The sequence below is a fragment of the Pseudomonas sp. RW10S2 genome (assembly GCF_014268985.1).
Taxonomy (GTDB): Bacteria; Pseudomonadota; Gammaproteobacteria; order Pseudomonadales; family Pseudomonadaceae; genus Aquipseudomonas; species Aquipseudomonas wayambapalatensis.
On sequence record NZ_JABWRO010000068.1, the window covers coordinates 1 to 19,963 of the forward strand.

The following is a 19,963-nucleotide window of genomic DNA, read 5'->3' on the forward strand; positions in this document are numbered from 1 at the left end:
GGAGCGGGCTTGCCCGCGAAGAGGCCGGTGAGGCGACTATCGTTATTGCAGATGTTCCTTCAGCGCCTGCGCCGCCTGATTCATCGCGCTACGAGTTCCGGGCACCTGCCCCAGCACGTTCAGCAATCCGAAGTCATGGATCATGCCGTTGTAGCGCACGGCAGTCACCGGCACACCGGCAGCATCGAGCTTGCGGGCGTAGGCTTCGCCTTCGTCACGCAGCACATCCATTTCGGCGGTCTGCACCAGTGCTGGCGGCAGGCCTCTGAGTTGATCCAGGCTAGCCCGCAGTGGCGAGGCATGGATGTCATCACGCTGACGCGGGTCGGTGGTGTAGCTGTCCCAGAACCACTGCATCATGTTGCGGGTCAGGAAGTGCCCTTCGGCAAACTGGTTGTACGATGCATTGTTGAAGTTGGCGTCGGTCACCGGCCACAACAGCGCCTGGAACCGCAGCTTGGGTGTACCCGCTTCCTTGGCCTTGATCGCCACCACCGCCGCCATGTTGCCGCCGACGCTGTTACCGGCCACGGCCAGTCGGCTGCCATCCACACCGATTTCCTTGCCGTGCTCGGCCACCCAGCGGGTCGCGGCGTAGGCCTGGTTGATCGCGGTGGGGAACTTCGCTTCTGGCGATGGCGTGTAGTCGACATAGACTGCCGCCGCGCCGGAGCCGACCACCAGATCATGGATCAGGCGCTCGTGGGTCGGGTAGTCGCCCAGCACCCAGCCACCGCCGTGGAAGAACATGAACACTGGCAGCTCACCTTTCGCGCCTTGCGGGCGCACCACGCGGATGTCCAGCGGCTTGCCGTCGATCTGCAGTGTGCGACGCTCGACCTGGATACCCGAAAGATCGACCTTGACGCTGGCCTGCGCACCGCTGAGCACGGCCCGTGCATCTTTGGGCGCCAAGGTTTCCAGCGGCTTGCCGCCACCGGCGGCCAGGGCATCGAGGAAGCCTTGGGTGGTGTGCTCGACGCCGGCGCTACCGGCGGCGAAGGCGCTGTTGACGGCGAGGGCGAGCAGGCCGGCGGTCAGGGTGCGGGACAGTTTCATGGTTCAAGCTCCTCTGGGGTCGGGCCGTGGGGTTCAGTTCTGGTTGGCGGTGGTGGTTGGGTGGATGTAGCTGACCTTCTGCACCTGGCCGCTGCTATCGCGGTAGGTGAGGGTGGCGGCGGAGGCATGGCTGCGAGTGCTGTTCGGAGCATCGACCGCGATGACCTGGGCGATGTCCAGGTTCATGCCGTACTGGTATGGCGTGGCCTCGATGGACTGGGCGAAGGCGCCTGCAGTGGTGCCGAGGGTCAGGGTGGCGATGGCGAAGGCTTTGCGAAGGGTGGTCATGATCATTCTCCAAGGGTTCGGTAAGGGATCAGCGACTGCTTGCTGCTTGAGTCGAATATTGCGCGCAAATATTTAGCGCGCAAAATATATTTCCGCTATGGAGAAGATTGAGTGGGGTTATCGGTGGTGGTGCGGGCGTCGAGTCAACTGCCAGGGCGATATTGCAGGGCCTCGGCCAGATGGGAGCGGGCGATGCGCTCGGCCTGTTCAAGGTCAGCCAGGGTGCGGGCGACCTTGAGCAGGCGGTGGGCGGCGCGCAACGAAAGGTTGAGTCGCTCGCACGCGCCTTCCAGCCATGACTGGTCGGCGGATTTCAGGTCGCAATGTTTGCGCAGGCCTGGCATATCGAGAAACGCGTTGGCACAACCCTGGCGACGCTGTTGCCGCTCGCGGGTCTGGGCGACCTGGGCAGCGACGCTGGCGCTGGTCTCGCCACTGGGCTGGTGGCTGAGGGTGGTGCTTTCGCGTGCGACGGTCAGGTGCAGGTCGATGCGGTCGAGCAGCGGGCCCGAGAGCTTGTTGCGGTAGCGCTGGATCTGCTCAGGGCTGCACCGGCAGCGGGCTGCCGGGTCGCCCAGGTAGCCGCAGGGGCAGGGGTTCATCGCCGCTACAAGCTGGAAGCGCGCAGGAAAGCGCACCCGGTCCCTGGCCCGTGAAATCACGATCTCGCCCGACTCCAGCGGCTCGCGCAGCACCTCCAGCACACGGCGTTCGAACTCGGGCAGCTCGTCGAGAAACAGCACCCCATGATGGGCCAGGGTGATTTCCCCAGGCTGTGGCCGACTGCCGCCACCGACCAGTGCCGGGCCCGACGCGCTGTGATGAGGGTGGCGAAACGGCCGCTGTGGCCAGCAGTCGATCGGTGCCTTGCCGCTGACCGACTGGATGGCCGCAACCTCCAGCGCCTCGTGCTCGTCCAGCGGTGGCAGCAAGCCCGGCAGGCGGCTGGCAAGCAAGGTCTTGCCAGTGCCGGGTGGCCCGGTAAACAGCAGGTTGTGCGCCCCCGCCGCCGCGACCAGCAGGGCGCGCTTGGCCGCGATCTGCCCCTGCACTTCGCTCAGGTCCGGATAGGGGCGCGCGCGCAGTGTCAGGCCATTGGCGGCATAGGCTGGCAGCGGTGCCTGGCCATTGAGGTGCGCTACCAGCTCCTGCAGATGCCCGACCGCATACACCACCAGCCCACTGGCCAGACTCGCTTCCTCGGCATTCTCCCGTGGCACCACCAGTGCCCGCCCGGCCTCCCGCGCCGCCAGCGCCGCCGGCAGCACGCCCTGTACCGGGCGCAATGCCCCGGATAGCGCCAACTCGCCCAGGCATTCGAAATCGACCAAGGTCGCCACCGGCACCTGGCCGTTGGCGGCGAGGATGCCCAGGGCGATGGCAAGGTCGTAGCGCCCGCCATCCTTGGGCAGGTCGGCGGGGGCGAGACTCTGGGTGATGCGTCGGGCCGGGTATTCGAGGCCGGAATTGACGATGGCACTGCGTACCCGGTCCTTGCTTTCCTTGACCGTGGCCTCGGGCAGGCCGACCAGGGTGAGGTTGGGCAGACCGTTGGCCAAGTGGGTTTCGACGCTGACAGCGGGCGCCAGCACCCCGACCTGGGCGCGGCTGTGGACGAGGGCGAGAGACATGGACACTCCTTGGTCACTGGGGATGCCGCGTCCTGCGGCAGGGGCAAGGATAGCCAGGGGCGTGGGCAGTGGCGGGTGAAGAGTGCGACGAGATTTTGCCAAGGCATGGCGTTTTTTTGTTGAGTGGACACAGTCCGTCAGGCCCACCGTGGCGCAGCAGCGTGAAGATACTTTTTATGTCATATGGCAAGTATTCACTAAGAAAATTGATTTATCAGCAATTTTAAAAAACATAACCCTGTTTCTGGGTAAACAGAACGCAATCCAGACTAAGCGCTTTCAGCATAAATTGGATCCAATATCAGATATACGCTCACCTCACCCAGCGCCAGCACGATCGCTTACAGGCCAAGGAGAACGCCACCATGATGTTGAAGAACCCTTCCACTAAGTACCGCCATTTCAACGTGGTTGATCTGCCGGACCGCACCTGGCCTGGCCAGGTACAGAAAGCCGCACCGGTCTGGTGCAGCGTTGATATGCGCGACGGCAACCAAGCCCTGATAGAACCGATGAACGCCGAGCGCAAGCGCCGCTTCTTCGATCTGCTGGTCAAGGTCGGGTTCAAGGAGATCGAGGTAGGTTTTCCGGCGGCTTCGCAGACTGATTTCGATTACGTCCGTGAGCTTATCGAAAGCGGCGCAATCCCTGACGATGTCACCATCCAGGTCATGACTCAGGCGCGTACTCACCTGATCGAGCGCACCTTCGAGGCGCTCAAGGGCGTGCCGCGGGCCATTGTGCATGTCTACAACGCCACGGCCCCTGTGTTCCGCGAAGTCGTGTTCGGTGTCGACCGCGCTGGCTGTATCGATATTGCCACCCAGGCCACCCGTGAGATCAAGGCGTTGATGCAGGCCAATCCGCAAACCCAGTGGACCTACCAGTATTCGCCGGAAACGTTCTGCTTCACCGAGTTGGACTTCGGCCTGGAAATCTGCGACGCGGTCATCGCCGAGTTCCAGCCAACGCCGTCCAACAAGATGATTCTCAATCTGCCCACAACCGTCGAGGTGTCGACGGCCAACGTGTTCGCCGACCAGATCGAATGGTTCTGCAGGCATGTGAGCCAGCGAGACAGCGTGATCATCAGCGTGCACCCACACAATGACCGCGGCACCGGGGTGTCAACTGCCGAGCAGGCGTGCCTGGCGGGTGCCGAACGGGTCGAGGGGACGCTGTTCGGCAATGGCGAGCGCACCGGCAACGTCGATATCCTGACCTTGGCCATGAATCTGTATACCAGCGGCATCAGCCCTGAACTGGACTTCTCGGACATCACCCACGTTCAGCGTGAGGTCGAGTACTGCAACCAGTTACCTACCCATCCTCGTCATCCCTATGCCGGTGAGTTGGTGTTCACTGCGTTCTCCGGCTCTCATCAGGACGCGATCAAGAAAGGCTTTGCGCGCCGCCGCGCAAACCCTCACGGTTATTGGGAAATCCCCTACCTGCCGATCGACCCTGCCGACATGGGGCGCAGCTATGAGGCGGTGATCCGGGTCAACAGCCAGTCGGGCAAGGGAGGCGTGGCGTATCTGCTGGAGCAGCAGGGCATCGTGCTGCCGCGGCGTCTGCAAATGGAGTTCAGCGGCGTGGTGCAGCGGGTTGCCGATGCCGAAGGCCAGGAAGTGACCAGCGATATGATCCTGGCCTGCTTCACTGAAACCTATCTGCAGCAGGGCAGGCCCTACACCCTGACCCAGCCCATGCTCACCAGTGACCGAGCAAGCACCTACGTCAGTGCTCAATTGCTCGTTGACGGTGGCCGCCTGCCATTGACCGGGGAGGGTAACGGGCCGCTCGCCGCGCTGGTCAACGCCTTTGCCGCACTTGGCCTGAATTTCGACATCGCCGACTACCATGAGCATGCGGTACGTGATGGCGCCCAGGCCGAGACGATCGCCTATGTGGAAATTCGCGTCAACAACCAGCTGCTTTTCGGTGTTGGTAAAGACAGCAGCATTCTCCAGGCTTCGCTGCAGGCTTTGGTCAGTGCCGTGTGCAGGGCTACTCGCCAGGGCCTGCTCGAGCCCTTGGGCAATACCATCGTCACGGCCTGAGGCGATATCGGCATTGGAAGCCTTGGGAACAGACTGCGGGCATGGTGCGGTGGTGGCCAGCCACGAGGTCCGCATGGAAGGCGATGTATACATGCGGACCTTGCAGCTCAGTTCACGCATTGAACACTGTCAGATCATCCTGGTTTCCGGATTTTGGTCTTCGAACCTGGCAGTTCTTCAGTCGGGCGTGCGCTCCTGCACCTCCACCAGCCCAGCCTCCAGCCCCCGCACCATCACGCCCTCGGGCACCGCTGCACCGGTCGTCACCGGAATCTGCTCGACCGCAGCCTGTGGCGTCGCTCGATACACCACGTAGCGTCCCCCCTGGCCATCATCGCGCAATGCGTGCGGGGGAATGGCGATACCCTGTTCGTCACGCTGCAGAATGATCGACAGGCGTGCGCTCATCCCCGCGCGCATGGGGTGCTGCAAGGGCTGTGCTGGCAGGTCGATCGACACCTTCACTGGGTACTGGGCTCCGGCGCCTTGCGTATCAGCCGTCTCGCTCTGGATACCGATGGCGGTCAGGCGACCGCTCAGTTCACCGGAAAAGCCGTCGCCACTGATCTGCACCGGCATGCCTTCGTGCAGTAGGCGCAGGTCGGTCTCTTCCACCCGGCTCAAGGCCTGGAAGCGCTCCTGGCCTATCACGCCGAGCAGCGGTACCCCCTGGGTAACGGCGACACCCGTTTGCAGGGGAACGGATTTTCCGCCCTCTTGAGGGGCCGGGCGAACCACATACCCGGCCAGCGGAGCGAGCAGTTCGCGTCGTGCATACAACTGCTCGAGGGCCTGATGGCGCGCTTGGGCGTTGGCCAGTTCCATTGCCGCGATGCTGAGCTCCTCGCCGTGGCCGTGCGCAAGTGTTGTAAGCAGATCCTCGTTGGCGGCGGTCAGGTCCTGGCGCTGGGTGTTCACCTGCTGAGCCAGGCTTTCGACCTCCATTCGCGCGACGATGCCGCGCTCGAACAGCGCCTGGGTATCGCGCAGGCTATTCTCGCTGCGGGATAGGTTCTGGTTCGCGGCCGCCACTGCGCGCCGTGCGCGGGCGACTTCTGGGCTGGAGCTCCAACGTTCCAGGCGTTGCGCCTCTCGACGGGCCTTGAGCAGCTCAGCCTGTGCCTGGCGCAATTGCACTTGCAGCTGCGCAGGGTCCAGCGTCACCAGCACCTGGCCTTTCTCGACGTGCTGGCCCTCCTGTACGCGCACGTCGGCGATCAGCCCATCGAAAGGTGCAGCGAGGGTGATGTGGTCCATTGACTGCAGGTGGCCTACCAGGCCCAGGCGATTTTCCAGCAGGCGCGGTGCTACCTGCACCCACTGCGCTTGCGGGGAAGCGCCCGGCTGCTCATCCGCATCGCCGTAGCAGCCCGGCAGATTGGCGAGGGCCAGCACCAGTAGCGCGCGGCCGCCAGTGATCGAGCAAAACCTAGTCATTCAGTGCAATGTCCCAACTGTCCAGCGTGGTGCCCAGGGTCTGGTCCAGTTCGGCCTGGGCGTTCATGTAGCTGATGAGCGCACCCAGGCGCGTATTCTGCGCCGTGCGCAGGTCGTTCTCGAAACTCAGAACCTGGAAGTTGCTTGATCGGCCGACGGTGAGTTTTTCTCGTTCGATCGCTAGTTTGCGTTGCGACAATTCCTGCGCGCGCAGGGCAATCTGGTACTGGCGCCAGCGCACGCCGATGTCGCGCACGGCATTGGTCACGTCCCGCTGGAGTTGCTGACGTGCTTCCTGCAACCGGACTTCCTGGGTTTCCACCCCGACACGCGCATGTACTTCAGCCTGACGGGTACTCAGGTCACCGATCGGAATTTCCACTTGAACACCCACATAATTCTCCCAACTGCGCGCGCTGCCGTTGAGGTTGTTGCGTTCACGTACCTGGGCGCCACCACCGACCAGAGAGACGTCCCACAGGCGCTCGTTACGCGCCACCGTCAGGTTGATCGTTGCTTGCTCGCCGGCAATCAGTTCGATGAGGTAGGTCGGTTGCAGGGCCTGAGCCTGTTGAAGGGCCAAGGAGGTGTCGACATCGATCGCGTCTGCATGGACCGTGTCGCTGGCGACGATGGGGGTATCGAGATCCAGCGCCAGCATCTGCAACAGAGCCAGGCGCGCGGCTTGCTGTTGATTGCGGGCGTCTTCCAGTCCGAGCTCCTGGGTGGCGACTTCGGCTTCGGTCTGGACTATCTCGAAGGCTGCCATGCGACCGGCAGCAATCATTGCCTGGTTCACCTCGAGCAATTGATTGGCCCGCTGCAGGGCGTCGCGGGCAATCTGCAACTGCTCCTGGGTCTGCAGCAGAGTGTGATAACCGATGATGATTCGGGTGATGGTCTGCGCCACGGTGTCTTTCAACGCCAGCCGGTTGACCTGCTCGCCCAGGCGGGCCAGTTGCACCGGTGCCGTGGCGACATCCCTGCCGGCACCGCGCAGCAGCGGCTGGATGACCGTGATGTTGGCGCCGTCGTTACGGGTCAGCCCGGCCAGTTCGGCCTCGGTGTGACGATAGGTCCAGCCCAGGCTCAGGCGGGTGCCGTAAGGAGTCAGCAGGGTCGTAGTGGGTGTGATATCCCCTTGGCGATAGCGGTCGGCCTGGTTGTGATTGGACAGGTAGTTGCCGCGGATGAGCAGCTTGGGGCTGAAACGATCCTCGGCCACCCGCAGGTCGAACTTCTGAGCAATTCGATCCAGATAGGCGCTGCGGATCCCGCGGTTGTCGCGCAGACCGAGGTAGATCGCGTCGCTTAGGCTCAAATCAATGCGCTGTGCCTTCAGCGAGAGGCTGGAAACGGCTGGCGAAGGTGCGCTCGACCGGGTCGCCTGGGAAGGCGCGAGCGCCAGGCTGGCCAGGGCAGGCCCGGTGCTCATGATCAGCAGTAGCAAGGCCAGGCAGCGCTCAATCATCGCGCAACGCCTGTACCGGTTGCAGGCGGGCGGCAGACAGCGCCGGGCTCAAGCCGAAGAACAGCCCGGTGAGGACTGCGCCTCCGATGCCAAGTGGCAACGACAGGGGGGCGAGGCTGAAGTCGGCCCAGCCAGACAGCAAAGTAAACAGCCACCCCGCGCCCACGCCCAGCACTGCACCGCAAGCTGCGCCGGTCACGGCCAGTACCACCGCTTCGAGGAGAAACAGCCAGGCGATATCTTGCGGGCGGGCGCCTAGTGCCATGCGCACGCCGATCTCGCGGCGGCGTTCGGAGACGTTCATCAGCATCACGTTCATCACCCCGACACCGCCCACCAGCAGGGCAATGCCGCCCAGCCCTGCCAGCAGCCAGGAGAACAGCCGCGACTGCTGGGCGATACCGGCGAGCAACTGCTGGGGAGCCTGGACATCGATCGTGCGACCGGGCAGTGCGGTCTGCAACCGCGCCTGCAGGCGAGGGGCGACGGCAAGTGGGTCGGCACCGTCGGCAGTGCGCGCCAGAACGGTACCCACCTGAGATGCGCTGACCAGCCGTCGCATACCTTCGAGCGGGATCAGCAAGCTGTCGTCGATCGACAGCGGCAGCAGTGGGTTTTGTCCGATGCCGTGCAATACGCCGATCACCTGGAACACGTAGCCTGCGATCTGTAGCTGTGCGCCAGGCATGACCGGCATGCCCTGTGCGGCCAGATCGGCGGCAAGGCGCTCGCCCAGTACCGCATGGGTGCTGCGGCTGTCGTAAGGGCTGATGAAACGCCCCTCTATCAATCTCAGGTCGAGTACTTCGGCCAGTTGCGGATCTACCCCGGCTAGCAGCGCGTCGTGTGTTCGTCCGTGCAGACTCACGCGTACCGACGACAGGCTCAGCGGACTGATTGCACGCAGTCCCGGCTCGGCTTCGCGCACGGCTTGGGCGTCGAAGGGCTGCGTTGCCTGTGCCGACAAGTGGGCGCCTGCAGGCCATTGCACGTCGGCGACCAGCAGGTTACTGCCCATGCCCTTGAACACCGCCATCGCCTGGCGCTGGGCGTTATGCCCAATGTTCAGCAGCGCAACCACGGCTGCGCAGCCGACTGCGATACCGAGCAACGCCAGAATGGCCCGGCGTCCCAGGCGCTGGAGGCTATCGAATGGTTCAGAAAGGCGCTGAGCGAGGGATGGGCCGTAGGCTCGCGTGCTAACCATGCACGACCTCGCGTATGCAGCCCTCGACAACCTGCAGGCAGCGTTGCAGACGACGGGCAATCCCCAGGTCATGGGTGACGATGATCAGGGTGACGCCCTGCTCACGGTTGAGAGCCAGCAGCAGTTCGATGATGTCTTGTGCAGTCTGGCCATCGAGGTTGCCGGTGGGCTCGTCGGCGAGCAGCAGTTGGGGCTCACCGACGAGGGCGCGGGCAATGGCCACTCGCTGGCGTTGGCCCCCGGAGAGCTCTGCCGGGCGGTGGTGCAGCCGTTCGCCGAGGCCTACCCGGCGCAACTGCTGGCGCGCCGCCTCCCGTGCCGAGTTGCGTGGCTCGCCACGGTAAAGCAGCGGCAAGGCGACATTGTCGAGGGCATCCAGACGCGGCAGCAGGTTGAAGCCCTGAAAAACGAAGCCGATGTGCTGGTTGCGCATCACTGCGCGGGCGCCATCGGTTGCCAGGGTCATGTCGCGGCCTGCCAGGTGGAGGTGTCCTTGGGTGGGCTGGTCGAGCAGACCGATCAGGCTGAGCAAGGTGCTTTTGCCCGAGCCCGAGGCGCCAACGATAGCGCAACTTTGGCCGGCCTTGACCGACAACGAGACATCACGCAGCACGGGCCGCGCGGCGCTATGGGAGCTGTACGCATGCGTCACGCCTTGCAGGCGAATCAGCGTCTGGTTGGGTGACTCAGGCATCCATTGCCCACGATCCTTGGGAATCTGTTCAGGTATTCCCACTCAATACGATGGGCACCTGGTTGAATAAATTCAGGTGTCTTGCGTTGCTGTCTTGTCGGTGTATTCAAGGCGTTTTGCCAAGACCAGATCGAGCAGCGATTGGAGTTGATCCTTGCTGTGCGATTGTTCTTTTTCGGCGTACTGGATGAGTTTGTTCAAATCATGTTCGTAGTTGTCGGGAAGCTGGGCTTCCATGATCGGCGGCAGGCCCTTGTAATAATCCAGGATGCCTTGAAGGGTTTTAGGTGACATGTGCCCGTCGCGGTTGTACTCGTCCATCAACTTCTGCGAAACCGCCCTGGACCAAGCCTCTTCTTGTGCACCGGTCTCCACCAGCGCTGCGCGCCGTTCGTTGACTGTAAATGCACCGCTGTCGTCATGCACGACTAGAGAGAGTTGTTCCATGGACATGCCCGCGAACGGGTTGGAACCTTTGTTGTTCAGGAAGGCGGTTGCCTGACGTGCTTGCTCGAGGCGCTGTGGGTCGTCCGAAGCGGGCGTTTCGGCATCGCGTTCGACCTTGGACTGCTCGAACGCCGGGCTGTGAATAGCGCGGGTTACCTGCTCGGCGATGGCTTTCAGGCCGCTACGGTCAGTACTGGCGTCGCGCTTTGCCGCCCGTGCTGCTGCGTCGCTGAGCAACTGCGCCAGTGGCGAGATGCTGGCGTTATCCGAGTTGCCCGTTTTCTGGGGCGCCGCGACCGAGGCCGTGGCGTCAGGCTTTTCATCTGGCTTGCCAGTGCCTTGAGTTGCGTTGAGGGTTTTTACCTGTGACGCCGGCAGGCTGTTGACACCATCCATGATCGTCTCCGTATCTCTCTGGGCAGCGGGGATGCTGCGTCTACTTTGGACCCGTTCTGCCCCGGATCGCTCCGGGGCAGAACGTTCAGCGACTTACTTGATCGTGAATTCGACGTTCCACGAATAGTTCGACAGGCTGGTCGAGGTGATGGTTGCGGTGCAGCGAGCGCCGCCGCTGGCATCGGCATCCTTGGTCCATTTCGGGATCTTGGTGATGGTGCCACCCAGCCCGCCCGGGGCAATCGTGTTGACGAACGAGGTACGGAACACGCAGGACTTGCCGCCGATGGCGTAGCGCACGAAGGCGGTGGTGATGTCTGGGCTCAGGGGGCCGGTCACGACAAAGGTGAAGGCCTGGTTCGGCAGGATCGAATCTTTGGGCTTGGGCGTTGCGCTGGCGTTGGTCAGGGCTTCGTTGTTGCCGATCATCGAGTACTTGGCTTCGGCAGTGCCCAGGTTCTTGACGGTGATCTGCACGGGAGGGCCTGCATGCGCTGCACCGGCAGCGAACAGGGAGGTAACGGCCAGGGCCGCGAAGATCCGTTTCTTGAATTGCATAGCGTATTTTCCATGTGTTGACATTTTCGTATGTCGCACGACGGACGACAGTCCGCCTTGCCCGGTCTGCAGCGTTACGGCAGCTGCATGTCCTTTCCGGTCACTTTGCATCGGTGCCTTCCATGGGTTAGCTCGACTTGCGCAAAGTCCAGCTAAATAAATCCTTCCAGTTGAGGCAGTTAACGGCACAGGGAGGGAATACTTTAGTGACGGATTCTTGCGCGGCCTGAGACTACAGCTCATTGAAGCGTGCTCGTGCAGCATTTGCCTGGGCCTCGATGCCGAGGCGGTATCGAGGCTTGGTCGTGAGGTTTCAGACGCCAGCGTTGCGGCTGACTTCAAGATCATTCAACAACGCCTTGGCCAGGGCGCTGAGGTAGTGCAGGGCGGTGATTGCCGCAGGGTTCGCCTCCCCTGTGAACTGATCGCTCAGATCACGTGTACAGCCCACCAGCACTGAGATTTCTTCGATGGCGCGCTCATAGGGGACACCGGGCTGTACGCGAAACATCTCGAGAAAGGTGGCAACACCTGCGGTGGTGCGACCGGATTGGTTACCGCTCATGTTCATCACTCCTTGACGGGCTCAGGGTCACATCCGGTTCAGCGCATGTTCGATCAGCGCGCGAGCCGTTTCGGCGGAGTGCGCGGCGTTCGACAGCATGTGCAGGCCGGGTACACCGGCATAGGTGCGGCAGTGTTCGTCGATGGTTTCGGCAACGCCGCGTAACAGCTCGCTGGCGTGAGCCAGGGCGTCGGGAGGGGTCATGTCGGTGTGGATGGAGAAGTAGGGGTTGTTGATGAGCTTGAGGCGGGGTGGGTCGGGGACGAGTTTCTTCATGGTTCAACTCCTGGACGACATCTGGAGCTGCCACCAGAACCCTTCTCACGGATTAGGGTGGCAGCCGTGCACGAGGTGAGAAGTCCGTGGTCCAGGGACACGGCCAGGTCGAAACCTGCTCGCGCACGGCTACCATGACGGGAAGCCATTCCTGAAACACTTGGGCTTCTCACACCCAGCCGCCAATGTGGGCGACCCAGCGAAGTTATCCCTGAGGCATTTCCCCGACAATTAAGAGGCTTCCGCAAAGCGCGTAGGATACTTCCTAGTCGCGCACAATCGAAGGTTTTAGCAGCATGTTCGGACTTGTCGTACGGTCAAAGCCAGCCGCAAAATTCAGCCATGCGTTGCACAGGCATGAGTTTCACCGGTAATGCGATGCTGAGCGGTGAGTGAGAAAGCAGGCAGTGTTAGGACTGGCAATGCATCATGACAAACGAGGAGATCTGTCCCTCGAAGACGCTTTCAGAACCTTGATGCAACAGGTCAGCGTAATGCGGGAAGCAGGTATACCGCTCAAACAGGTCAGGCATGCGCCTGTCTTCAGCTTTCTTCTAACCCCAAAGCAACTGGATAGGGTAAAGAAAATATGCCAACTGAAAGGCTGGCCTGTACCCAACCAGCGCGGAATCCTCATCGATCTGGAGGCTGTAGCTCATCCTATGGCTTCGCGCGGGTCCAAGGATAATTGCAGTGCAGCAGAAGTCCTGGCCATTTTGGTAGCGGCCTACTCAGCTTACAGCCAGATTGGGTTGAACAAGCCCAAGCATTCCCAAGCCATAGTCTTCAATACAGGGCGTCAGGTAGTGGTGGGAGGGGGCAAATTTTACGCGGTGGCTGTAGTAGAAGTGCGTGTTGACGGCGCCAGAAGGTACTTGGCCCCGGTCACTGCGTATCACGCGACCGAGGCCAAGATTCGGAATATCAGGTGACTACGCGGAAGGACGGCCTCGAAAGCGAGTCTCCTGCACTGAAGCAGAACAACCCAGATGCTTGCGATTTCCCTTCATATGACCTTGGCATGCCAGGCCTACGCAGCTCCGCCGACAAATTTTCTGCTGTCGCCGTAGTCAGATGCCATGTTAAGTCAGTTGGTGGAGCAAGAGCAAGAATGCGGGCGCTAGCCGGTTAGGCGCCGCCTCCAAAGACGCCTCAACCTCTGCATTTTTTCTCAGCCTCCAGACAGCCGCGCCTCAACCCCAAACAACACCACCAACACCCCACTCAACACCAAGGTCACGATCACAAACAGCACATTGCGCCGCGCCGCCCGGGCCTGGGCGGGTGGCAGGTCGTGGGTGAGCGAGAAACGGGCTCGTTCATCAGGCTTTTCAGGCGTCATGGCAATGCTCCTCTCGCTCGGGTTGTCGTGGTTGCCTGCCGCAGATCACCTGCACACCAGCGCCGCGAGCCCTGGCCAGCAGCTCCTCGGTGTCGTCGCCCCCGGGCAGGGCGAGCAACAAGTCGGGGCGGCTGTCGGTGAACATGAACAGGTTGCGCAGGCGTTCGGCCTGCTTGCCGTGCAACTGCCAGTTGGGCGGGTAGCGCACCAGGTCGGCGCCGTGCTCGCGTGCCCAGCTTTCGATCTCGCCACCGAGGAACTGGCTGCCGCCGTGAATCAACACCTGGATCGGCCGCTGGCGCTGGACATCGTCCAGGGCCTGGCGGCAGCGCCGGGTGTCGGCGTAGTTGCGTCCCGCACAGATCAGTACGCGCATGGTCTGCTCTCCCTGCTGGCTCAGAACCACTGTCCGAAGCGGCGGATGTAGAGGGTTTTCATGGTCTGAGCGACCACGCAGTAGCCCAGCAGGGTGGCGACCAGCCAAGGGAAGTATTCCCACGGCAGCGGCACCAGACCGACCATCGCGCCCACTGGCGAGAACGGGATGTAGATGCCCAGCGCCATCACCAGGCCCGTGGCCAGGATCACCGGCAGCGCCGCAGTGCTCTGGAAGAACGGCACCTTGCGGGTGCGCAGCATGTGCACCACCAGGGTCTGCGACAGCAGCCCTTCGATGAACCAGCCGGACTGGAACAGCGCCTGCATCTCGACACTGTTGGCGGCGAACACGTACCACATCAGGGCAAAGGTGGTGATGTCGAAAATCGACGACGTCGGGCCGATCCACAGCATGAAGCGGCCGATGTTGCGGGCATCCCACTTGCGCGGTTCGCTGAGGAACTCCTTGTCCATGCGGTCCCACGGCAGCGACAGCTGGGAGAAGTCGTACATCAGGTTCTGCAGCAGCAGGTGGATCGCCAGCATCGGCAGGAAGGGAATGAACGCACTGGCCACCAGCACCGAGAACACGTTGCCGAAGTTGGAGCTGGCGGTCATGCACAGGTACTTCATGATGTTGCCGAAGGTTTCGCGACCCTTGAGCACACCCTCCTCGAGCACCATCAGGCTTTTTTCCAGCAGGATGATGTCTGCCGATTCCTTGGCGATATCGGTGCCGCTGTCCACCGAGATACCGACGTCGGCGTCACGCAGGGCGGCAGCGTCGTTGATGCCGTCGCCGAGGAAGCCCACGGTGTGACCGTTGGCCTGCAGCGCCTTGAGCACGCGGGATTTCTGCAGTGGGGTGAGCTTGGCGAAGACGGTGCGTTCTTCGACCTGAATCTTCAGGGTGGTGTCGTCCATGCGCTCGATGTCCTGGCCAAGCAGCGGCAGGCCGGGCTCCAGGCCGACTTCGCGGCACACCTTGCAGGTGACCACCGGGTTGTCGCCAGTCAGTACCTTGACCCGCACGCCCATGTCGCGCAGGGCGGCGATGGCCGGGCCGGCGGTTTCCTTGGGCGGGTCGAGGAAGGTCAGGAAGCCCTGGATCACCAGGTCGCGCTCGTCGTCGGTGTGGTACTGCGCCTTGCCTTCGCTTGCCGGAATGTCGCGGGTGGCGACCACCAGCACGCGGAAGCCGTCGCGGTTGAAGGCATCGGCGCTGGCCAGCAGGCGCTGGCGCCGACGCTCATCGAGGGCCACGACGCTTTCGCCTTCCTGCACATGGGTGGCGATGGCGAGCATTTCCTCGACCGCGCCTTTGCTCACCATCAGGTGATCGCCCAGGGCGTTCTTCACCACCACCGACAGGCGACGGCGAATGAAGTCGAACGGCAGCTCGTCGACCTTGGCGTAGGCGTAGGGCGCCTGGAACGCGCGGTCCTGGGCCGCGAAGTGGAGTACGGCCTGGTCCATCAGGTTGCGCACGCCGCTCTGGTGGTGGCTGTTGAGCCAGGCCAGCTCGAGGATGCGCTTGTCGCGCTCACCGTCGATGCGCACATGGTGCTCGAGGATGATCCGGTCCTGGGTGAGGGTGCCGGTCTTGTCGGTGCACAGCACATCCATCGAGCCCAGGTTCTGGATGGCGTTCAGGCGCTTGACCACCACCTTGCGCCGGGCCATGGCCACGGCGCCCTTGGCCAGGTTGGCGCTGACGATCATCGGCAGCATTTCCGGGGTCAGGCCCACGGCCACGGCGAGGGCGAAGAGGAAGGCATCGCCCCAGTCGCCCTTGACCAGGCCATTGATCATGAACACCACCGGTACCATCACCAGCATGAAGCGGATCAGCAGGCTGCTGACGCTGTTCACGCCGCGGTCGAAGGCGGTCTGGCTGCGCGAGCCGGCGATGGCCTTGGCCAGGGAGCCGAAGTAGGTGCGTCGACCGGTGGCGACCACCACGGCGCGGGCGCGGCCGCTGACCACGTTGGTGCCCATGAAACAGATGTTCGGCAGTTCGAGCAGGTTGTCCTGGTCAGCGCTGTCAGTCGTGGCGGACTTCTGCGCGACATTGCCCAGGGTGTCGTACTTCTCGACCGGCAGCGCTTCGCCGGTGAGCACCGCCTGGCTGATGAACAGGTCGCGTGATTCGAGCAGGCGGATGTCAGCGGGAATCATGTCGCCCGCCGAAAGCTGCACGATGTCGCCGGCCACCAGTTCGTCCATGGGCAGTTCGCGCAGGCGCGGCGGCTGGCCGAACTGTTCGCGGCGCAGCACGGTGGCCGTGGTGCGCACCATCGCCTTGAGGGCGTCGGCGGCCTTGTTCGAGCGGTACTCCTGCCAGAAGCGCAGCAGGCTGCTGAGGCTGACCATGGTCATGATGATGATGACCTTGGTCAGGTCGGCGTCATCCGCTTCACCTGCGCTGATCGGCATCCAGTAGTCGGTGACGAAACTGATCCCGGCCAGGGTCAGCAGGACGTAGATGAAGGGGTTGTGCAGGGCCTTGAGCAGTTGCACCAGGGCGTGGGGTTGCTGGTCGTGGGCGACCTGGTTGGCGCCGTCGCGCTGCAGGCGCTTGGCGGCTTCGTGTTCGGTCAGGCCATGCTCGCTCGCATCGAGGTTGGCGAGGGTGACGGACAGGCCATTGCGCGCTTCACGGGCGGCGCGGGTGGACAGGCGGGTTTCGCGTTCGGCCTTGGCCGGTGGGGTGTTGCGGTGTTTGACGGTCATGTTGCTGTGCTCCTGCCGCTGCGGCGGCACGACACACAGACGTTTCACTCAGGGGGTGAACGAAGGCATGTCGGGTCGCAGAAAAATGCTTGGTTTTTCCGACAGTTGTCTGTCCGCTGCCGAGGGTCGGAAGTTGTTTCGGCAGCGAACTTTCTACTCGCGCATTCCATGTTTGTATTTCTCGTTAATAAACAATGGGCAATAACCGTCCGGCGAACTTTCAAGATTGAAAGTTCGATCAGAAGTTACTGTTCTATATCAGTTGTTCAGTGGAGCGTCTGGGGGCTCAGGCGAGCGCAGAGGCGTGCCAGCAGCCCCCGTCTACCTGGAGGGTCCTGGCTGTCGTCGTGGTGCCAGTGCAGGCGCAACTGAAGTTTTCCGTGGCAGGGGTGTGCCTGCCATACGGCACGCAACTGCGGGCCGCACACGGCGGCGGAGGGCTGGGCTGGAGCGCACGGGCCACGGGGCGGCCAGGCGCGGGCCTGCAAACGCGCCAGGCAGGCGTGCAGGCGATGTGAAACGAATGACGTGAGGTTCATGAGCTTGCCTCCAACCGGCGGACACCGGCTGGGGCAAGTCACGGCGGAGCATCAGGCTCTGGCGCGGCTTGCCCGACCAGGGTGTCGGGACCGGTGTTCCGGTTCAAGTGCCTGACCGGGCCGTGCGGCGGCGGTCAGGCAGCGACTAGATACTGTGTCCATTGAATTCTTCAGTGAATGGAAAAAAGGCCCCTTTTCTCAGGGCGAGCGAACTTTATTCAAGGGTAGTATCGAAGTCAACCGGGGAGGTGAACTTTAAATAAGTTTCATCTTGTTTGAATGCTCCCTATTGTTTGTAGGAAGCGTTTGATGTTTCCGGCCGGCCTCTGCGCGGAGGCCGGCCGGATATCCCTAAGGGTGGCTAGTCCTGGGCCGGTGGCGCCATGCGCGCCTCCAGCTCGGCCACTTGCTTCTCCAGGGCTTCGAGGCGCGCGCGGGTGCGCGCCAGGACCACCATCTGGCTGTCGAATTCTTCACGGCTGACCAGGTCCAGCTTGCTGAACGCGCTCTGCATCAGGATCTTGAACTGGCTTTCGAGTTCGGCGCGCGGCTGCGCGGTGTCGCCGCTGAACAGGCGCGAGGCCTGGTCGCTCAGGGCGTCGAGAAGGGCTTTGGGCGCGAGCATGGGTCGGGTTGTTCCGTGCGTGTGAAAGGTGGGCAGTGTAGCACGGCGTATTCCGGGGGCTGGATGCACACTTTTTGAGCAGCTCGCTATGACTCTATGCACCAGAATCGTGCAGCTTTCGCCGTACTGGCCATGGGCTAATCCCGAGCATTGCACGCAACTACTTGTTTTCTGGCCTTTTGCCGGATCTGGCAAGGTTTCTGCAAAGGCCTCTGTGCGCCATGCACTGATGCAGTCCCTTGTGATCGGGCAGTGTGCAGGCGGAGCCGCAAGGGTCCCTCGTCACCCGCCGAAAACGTGCGTCGGTGGGGGAATGGAGCCGACGACGCGTTACAAAGCCAGGCGCTGCGCTTAGACTTGAGACGGGTTTGTTTTCCTGGGGCAAGTCCACCAAATCGGGAGAAGAGTTTCATGAAGCTAGTCACTGCCATCATCAAGCCGTTCAAGCTGGACGACGTGCGCGAGTCGCTGTCGGAAATCGGCGTGCAAGGCATCACCGTGACCGAAGTCAAAGGCTTCGGCCGGCAGAAAGGCCATACCGAGCTGTACCGTGGCGCCGAATACGTGGTCGATTTCCTGCCCAAGGTCAAGATCGATGTCGCCATCGATGACAAGGACCTGGACCGGGTGATCGAAGCCATCACCAAGGCGGCCAACACCGGCAAGATCGGCGACGGCAAGATCTTCGTGGTGAATCTGGAGCAGGCGATCCGCATCCGTACCGGCGAAACCGATACCGACGCGATCTAAGCGACACAACAAGCCTCACCAAACCCAAACGCCCCAGGAGAAAACAAATGACTCTGCGCAAGATCGCAGGGCTAGGAGCCCTATTGTCCCTCGTAATGCCTGGCCTTGCCCTGGCAGAGGAAGCAGCCGCCCCGGTACTGAACTCCGGCGACACCGCCTGGATGCTCACGGCCACGGCGCTGGTACTGTTCATGACCATCCCGGGCCTGGCCCTGTTCTACGGTGGCATGGTGCGCTCCAAGAACCTGCTGTCGGTGATGATGCAGTGCTTCGCCATCACCGGTCTGATCAGCGTCCTGTGGGTCATCTACGGCTACAGCATCGCCTTCGATACCACCGGCATGGAAAAGGGCGTGCTCAATTTCAACTCGTTCATCGGCGGCTTCTCCAAAGCCTTCCTCGCCGGTGTGACGCCGTCTGGCCTGACCTCGGCCACCGCGCTGTTCCCTGAGGCGGTGTTCATCACCTTCCAGATGACCTTCGCCATCATCACTCCTGCACTGATCGTCGGTGCCTTCGCCGAACGCATGAAGTTCTCCGCCATGCTGGTGTTCATGGGCGTGTGGTTCACCCTGGTCTATGCGCCGATCGCGCACATGGTCTGGAGCGGTGACGGTGCACTGATGTGGGACTGGGGCGTACTGGACTTCGCGGGCGGCACCGTGGTGCACATCAACGCCGGTATCGCAGGTCTGGTGGCGTGCCTGGTACTGGGCAAGCGCAAAGGCTACCCGACCACGCCGATGGCTCCGCACAACCTCGGCTACACCCTGGTCGGCGCGGCCATGCTGTGGATCGGCTGGTTCGGCTTCAACGCAGGTTCCGCTGCAGCGGCCAACGGCACTGCCGGCATGGCCATGCTGGTGACCCAGATCGCCACCGCCGCCGCCGCGCTGGGCTGGATGTTCGCCGAGTGGATCGGCCACGGCAAACCCAGCGCCCTGGGCATCGCTTCGGGTGTGGTCGCCGGCCTGGTCGCCATCACTCCGGCTGCCGGCACCGTCGGCCCTATGGGCGCCCTGGTAATCGGCCTGGCGTCGGGTGTGATCTGCTACTTCTGCGCCACCAGCCTCAAGCGCAAGCTGGGCTACGACGACTCGCTGGATGCCTTCGGTGTGCATGGTATTGGCGGTATCGTCGGCGCGATTCTCACCGGTGTGTTCGCAGCACCGGCCCTGGGCGGCTTCGGCGCGGTCACCGATATCGGTGCGCAGGTCTGGGTCCAGGCCAAGGGCGTGATCTTCACCGTGGCCTACACCGCCATCGTCACCTACGTGATCCTCAAGGTGCTGGACGTGGTAATGGGCCTGCGGGTCAACGAAGAAGAAGAGTCGGTCGGCCTCGACCTGGCTCAGCACAACGAGCGCGGCTACAACCTGTAACCGCCCTGCAGTAAAAAACTTGCCCGGCTTGTCCGGGCATTTTTTTGCCTGATTTTTACCGTTTCGCCGATAGGCAAACGGTTTATCCGGCACGTTCGTGACGCAGGCAGAAAACTTACAGA

General features: G+C 62.5%; 19 protein-coding genes. 4 read left to right on the forward strand and 15 right to left on the reverse strand.

Annotated features, from left to right (window positions below):
- Nucleotides 1-42 precede the first annotated feature (42 nt).
- The 3 genes from HU729_RS15550 to HU729_RS15560 all read right to left on the reverse strand — a co-directional run bounded on the left by HU729_RS15550 (nucleotide 43) and on the right by HU729_RS15560 (nucleotide 2,978).
- Complete coding sequence (locus HU729_RS15550; protein ID WP_186710894.1) at nucleotides 43-1,059, reverse strand: alpha/beta hydrolase; 1,017 nt, start codon at nucleotides 1,057-1,059, stop codon at nucleotides 43-45.
- A gap of 33 nt (nucleotides 1,060-1,092) precedes the next feature.
- Nucleotides 1,093-1,347, reverse strand: a complete 255-nt coding sequence (locus HU729_RS15555; RefSeq protein ID WP_238348386.1) for a DUF2790 domain-containing protein — start codon at nucleotides 1,345-1,347, stop codon at nucleotides 1,093-1,095.
- Nucleotides 1,348-1,490: 143 nt separating this feature from the next.
- On the reverse strand, nucleotides 1,491-2,978 hold the full coding sequence (locus tag HU729_RS15560; RefSeq protein ID WP_186710898.1) for a YifB family Mg chelatase-like AAA ATPase: 1,488 nt from the start codon (nucleotides 2,976-2,978) through the stop codon (nucleotides 1,491-1,493).
- Nucleotides 2,979-3,343: 365 nt separating this feature from the next.
- Here HU729_RS15560 and leuA point away from each other — a divergent pair, with 365 nt between their 5' ends.
- Entirely contained in the window at nucleotides 3,344-5,041 is a 1,698-nt protein-coding gene (leuA, locus tag HU729_RS15565; protein ID WP_186667353.1) for a 2-isopropylmalate synthase, read from the forward strand.
- Between the two features lie 177 nt (nucleotides 5,042-5,218).
- Here leuA and HU729_RS15570 read toward each other — a convergent pair whose 3' ends face one another.
- The 8 genes from HU729_RS15570 to HU729_RS15605 form a co-directional block, all read right to left on the reverse strand.
- Nucleotides 5,219-6,478 carry a biotin/lipoyl-binding protein gene (locus HU729_RS15570; protein ID WP_186710900.1) on the reverse strand — a complete coding sequence of 420 codons (1,260 nt, stop codon included), beginning with the start codon at nucleotides 6,476-6,478 and terminating at the stop codon, nucleotides 5,219-5,221.
- Nucleotides 6,471-7,949: a TolC family protein gene (locus HU729_RS15575; RefSeq protein WP_186710902.1), complete on the reverse strand. Its 1,479-nt coding sequence runs from the start codon at nucleotides 7,947-7,949 to the stop codon at nucleotides 6,471-6,473. Before HU729_RS15575 ends, HU729_RS15570 begins: the two co-directional genes overlap by 8 nt.
- Nucleotides 7,942-9,156, reverse strand: coding sequence for an ABC transporter permease (locus HU729_RS15580; RefSeq protein ID WP_186710904.1), 1,215 nt, complete (start codon nucleotides 9,154-9,156; stop codon nucleotides 7,942-7,944). The genes HU729_RS15575 and HU729_RS15580 overlap by 8 nt, the downstream gene beginning before the upstream one ends.
- Nucleotides 9,149-9,850 carry an ABC transporter ATP-binding protein gene (locus tag HU729_RS15585; protein ID WP_186667357.1) on the reverse strand — a complete coding sequence of 234 codons (702 nt, stop codon included), beginning with the start codon at nucleotides 9,848-9,850 and terminating at the stop codon, nucleotides 9,149-9,151. Before HU729_RS15585 ends, HU729_RS15580 begins: the two co-directional genes overlap by 8 nt.
- Nucleotides 9,851-9,922: 72 nt before the next feature.
- Entirely contained in the window at nucleotides 9,923-10,693 is a 771-nt protein-coding gene (locus tag HU729_RS15590) for a hypothetical protein (RefSeq protein ID WP_186667358.1), read from the reverse strand.
- Nucleotides 10,694-10,786: 93 nt separating this feature from the next.
- Nucleotides 10,787-11,251 carry a hypothetical protein gene (locus HU729_RS15595; protein ID WP_054893667.1) on the reverse strand — a complete coding sequence of 155 codons (465 nt, stop codon included), beginning with the start codon at nucleotides 11,249-11,251 and terminating at the stop codon, nucleotides 10,787-10,789.
- Nucleotides 11,252-11,564: 313 nt separating this feature from the next.
- Nucleotides 11,565-11,816 (reverse strand): DUF3077 domain-containing protein, encoded by a 252-nt coding sequence (locus tag HU729_RS15600; protein ID WP_054893666.1) that lies wholly within the window; start codon nucleotides 11,814-11,816, stop codon nucleotides 11,565-11,567.
- Nucleotides 11,817-11,843: 27 nt separating this feature from the next.
- Nucleotides 11,844-12,092 (reverse strand): hypothetical protein, encoded by a 249-nt coding sequence (locus HU729_RS15605; RefSeq protein WP_054893665.1) that lies wholly within the window; start codon nucleotides 12,090-12,092, stop codon nucleotides 11,844-11,846.
- Between the two features lie 422 nt (nucleotides 12,093-12,514).
- Here HU729_RS15605 and HU729_RS15610 point away from each other — a divergent pair, with 422 nt between their 5' ends.
- Nucleotides 12,515-13,024 (forward strand): hypothetical protein, encoded by a 510-nt coding sequence (locus HU729_RS15610; RefSeq protein ID WP_186710906.1) that lies wholly within the window; start codon nucleotides 12,515-12,517, stop codon nucleotides 13,022-13,024.
- Between the two features lie 239 nt (nucleotides 13,025-13,263).
- Here the strand turns inward: HU729_RS15610 and HU729_RS15615 are convergent, their stop codons facing one another.
- The 4 genes from HU729_RS15615 to HU729_RS15630 form a co-directional block, all read right to left on the reverse strand.
- Entirely contained in the window at nucleotides 13,264-13,434 is a 171-nt protein-coding gene (locus HU729_RS15615) for a hypothetical protein (RefSeq protein WP_186667362.1), read from the reverse strand.
- Nucleotides 13,424-13,810, reverse strand: a complete 387-nt coding sequence (locus tag HU729_RS15620; protein WP_186710908.1) for a DUF2493 domain-containing protein — start codon at nucleotides 13,808-13,810, stop codon at nucleotides 13,424-13,426. The genes HU729_RS15615 and HU729_RS15620 overlap by 11 nt, the downstream gene beginning before the upstream one ends.
- A 20-nt stretch (nucleotides 13,811-13,830) precedes the next feature.
- Nucleotides 13,831-16,545 carry a magnesium-translocating P-type ATPase gene (gene mgtA, locus HU729_RS15625; RefSeq protein WP_186710911.1) on the reverse strand — a complete coding sequence of 905 codons (2,715 nt, stop codon included), beginning with the start codon at nucleotides 16,543-16,545 and terminating at the stop codon, nucleotides 13,831-13,833.
- 900 nt (nucleotides 16,546-17,445) lie between these two features.
- Nucleotides 17,446-17,709 (reverse strand): accessory factor UbiK family protein, encoded by a 264-nt coding sequence (locus tag HU729_RS15630; RefSeq protein ID WP_065861730.1) that lies wholly within the window; start codon nucleotides 17,707-17,709, stop codon nucleotides 17,446-17,448.
- Between the two features lie 411 nt (nucleotides 17,710-18,120).
- Here HU729_RS15630 and glnK point away from each other — a divergent pair, with 411 nt between their 5' ends.
- Both glnK and HU729_RS15640 read left to right on the forward strand, forming a co-directional pair.
- Complete coding sequence (gene glnK, locus HU729_RS15635) at nucleotides 18,121-18,459, forward strand: P-II family nitrogen regulator (protein WP_002555808.1); 339 nt, start codon at nucleotides 18,121-18,123, stop codon at nucleotides 18,457-18,459.
- A 47-nt stretch (nucleotides 18,460-18,506) separates the two neighbouring features.
- Nucleotides 18,507-19,841: an ammonium transporter gene (locus HU729_RS15640; RefSeq protein WP_186710912.1), complete on the forward strand. Its 1,335-nt coding sequence runs from the start codon at nucleotides 18,507-18,509 to the stop codon at nucleotides 19,839-19,841.
- Nucleotides 19,842-19,963: the final 122 nt, after the last annotated feature.

What these genes read in the sequence shown, in the direction of transcription:
- HU729_RS15605 (WP_054893665.1), bottom strand. Translation starts at nt 12,092, where the DNA reads ATGAAGAAACTCGTCCCCGACCCACCCCGCCTCAAGCTCATCAACAAC.
- HU729_RS15640 (WP_186710912.1), top strand. Translation starts at nt 18,507, where the DNA reads ATGACTCTGCGCAAGATCGCAGGGCTAGGAGCCCTATTGTCCCTCGTA.
- HU729_RS15620 (WP_186710908.1), bottom strand. Translation starts at nt 13,810, where the DNA reads ATGCGCGTACTGATCTGTGCGGGACGCAACTACGCCGACACCCGGCGC.
- mgtA (WP_186710911.1), bottom strand. Translation starts at nt 16,545, where the DNA reads ATGACCGTCAAACACCGCAACACCCCACCGGCCAAGGCCGAACGCGAA.
- HU729_RS15550 (WP_186710894.1), bottom strand. Translation starts at nt 1,059, where the DNA reads ATGAAACTGTCCCGCACCCTGACCGCCGGCCTGCTCGCCCTCGCCGTC.
- glnK (WP_002555808.1), top strand. Translation starts at nt 18,121, where the DNA reads ATGAAGCTAGTCACTGCCATCATCAAGCCGTTCAAGCTGGACGACGTG.
- leuA (WP_186667353.1), top strand. Translation starts at nt 3,344, where the DNA reads ATGATGTTGAAGAACCCTTCCACTAAGTACCGCCATTTCAACGTGGTT.
- HU729_RS15595 (WP_054893667.1), bottom strand. Translation starts at nt 11,251, where the DNA reads ATGCAATTCAAGAAACGGATCTTCGCGGCCCTGGCCGTTACCTCCCTG.
- HU729_RS15630 (WP_065861730.1), bottom strand. Translation starts at nt 17,709, where the DNA reads ATGCTCGCGCCCAAAGCCCTTCTCGACGCCCTGAGCGACCAGGCCTCG.
- HU729_RS15580 (WP_186710904.1), bottom strand. Translation starts at nt 9,156, where the DNA reads ATGGTTAGCACGCGAGCCTACGGCCCATCCCTCGCTCAGCGCCTTTCT.
- HU729_RS15610 (WP_186710906.1), top strand. Translation starts at nt 12,515, where the DNA reads ATGCATCATGACAAACGAGGAGATCTGTCCCTCGAAGACGCTTTCAGA.
- HU729_RS15615 (WP_186667362.1), bottom strand. Translation starts at nt 13,434, where the DNA reads ATGACGCCTGAAAAGCCTGATGAACGAGCCCGTTTCTCGCTCACCCAC.
- HU729_RS15590 (WP_186667358.1), bottom strand. Translation starts at nt 10,693, where the DNA reads ATGGATGGTGTCAACAGCCTGCCGGCGTCACAGGTAAAAACCCTCAAC.
- HU729_RS15600 (WP_054893666.1), bottom strand. Translation starts at nt 11,816, where the DNA reads ATGAGCGGTAACCAATCCGGTCGCACCACCGCAGGTGTTGCCACCTTT.
- HU729_RS15570 (WP_186710900.1), bottom strand. Translation starts at nt 6,478, where the DNA reads ATGACTAGGTTTTGCTCGATCACTGGCGGCCGCGCGCTACTGGTGCTG.
- HU729_RS15575 (WP_186710902.1), bottom strand. Translation starts at nt 7,949, where the DNA reads ATGATTGAGCGCTGCCTGGCCTTGCTACTGCTGATCATGAGCACCGGG.
- HU729_RS15560 (WP_186710898.1), bottom strand. Translation starts at nt 2,978, where the DNA reads ATGTCTCTCGCCCTCGTCCACAGCCGCGCCCAGGTCGGGGTGCTGGCG.
- HU729_RS15585 (WP_186667357.1), bottom strand. Translation starts at nt 9,850, where the DNA reads ATGCCTGAGTCACCCAACCAGACGCTGATTCGCCTGCAAGGCGTGACG.
- HU729_RS15555 (WP_238348386.1), bottom strand. Translation starts at nt 1,347, where the DNA reads ATGACCACCCTTCGCAAAGCCTTCGCCATCGCCACCCTGACCCTCGGC.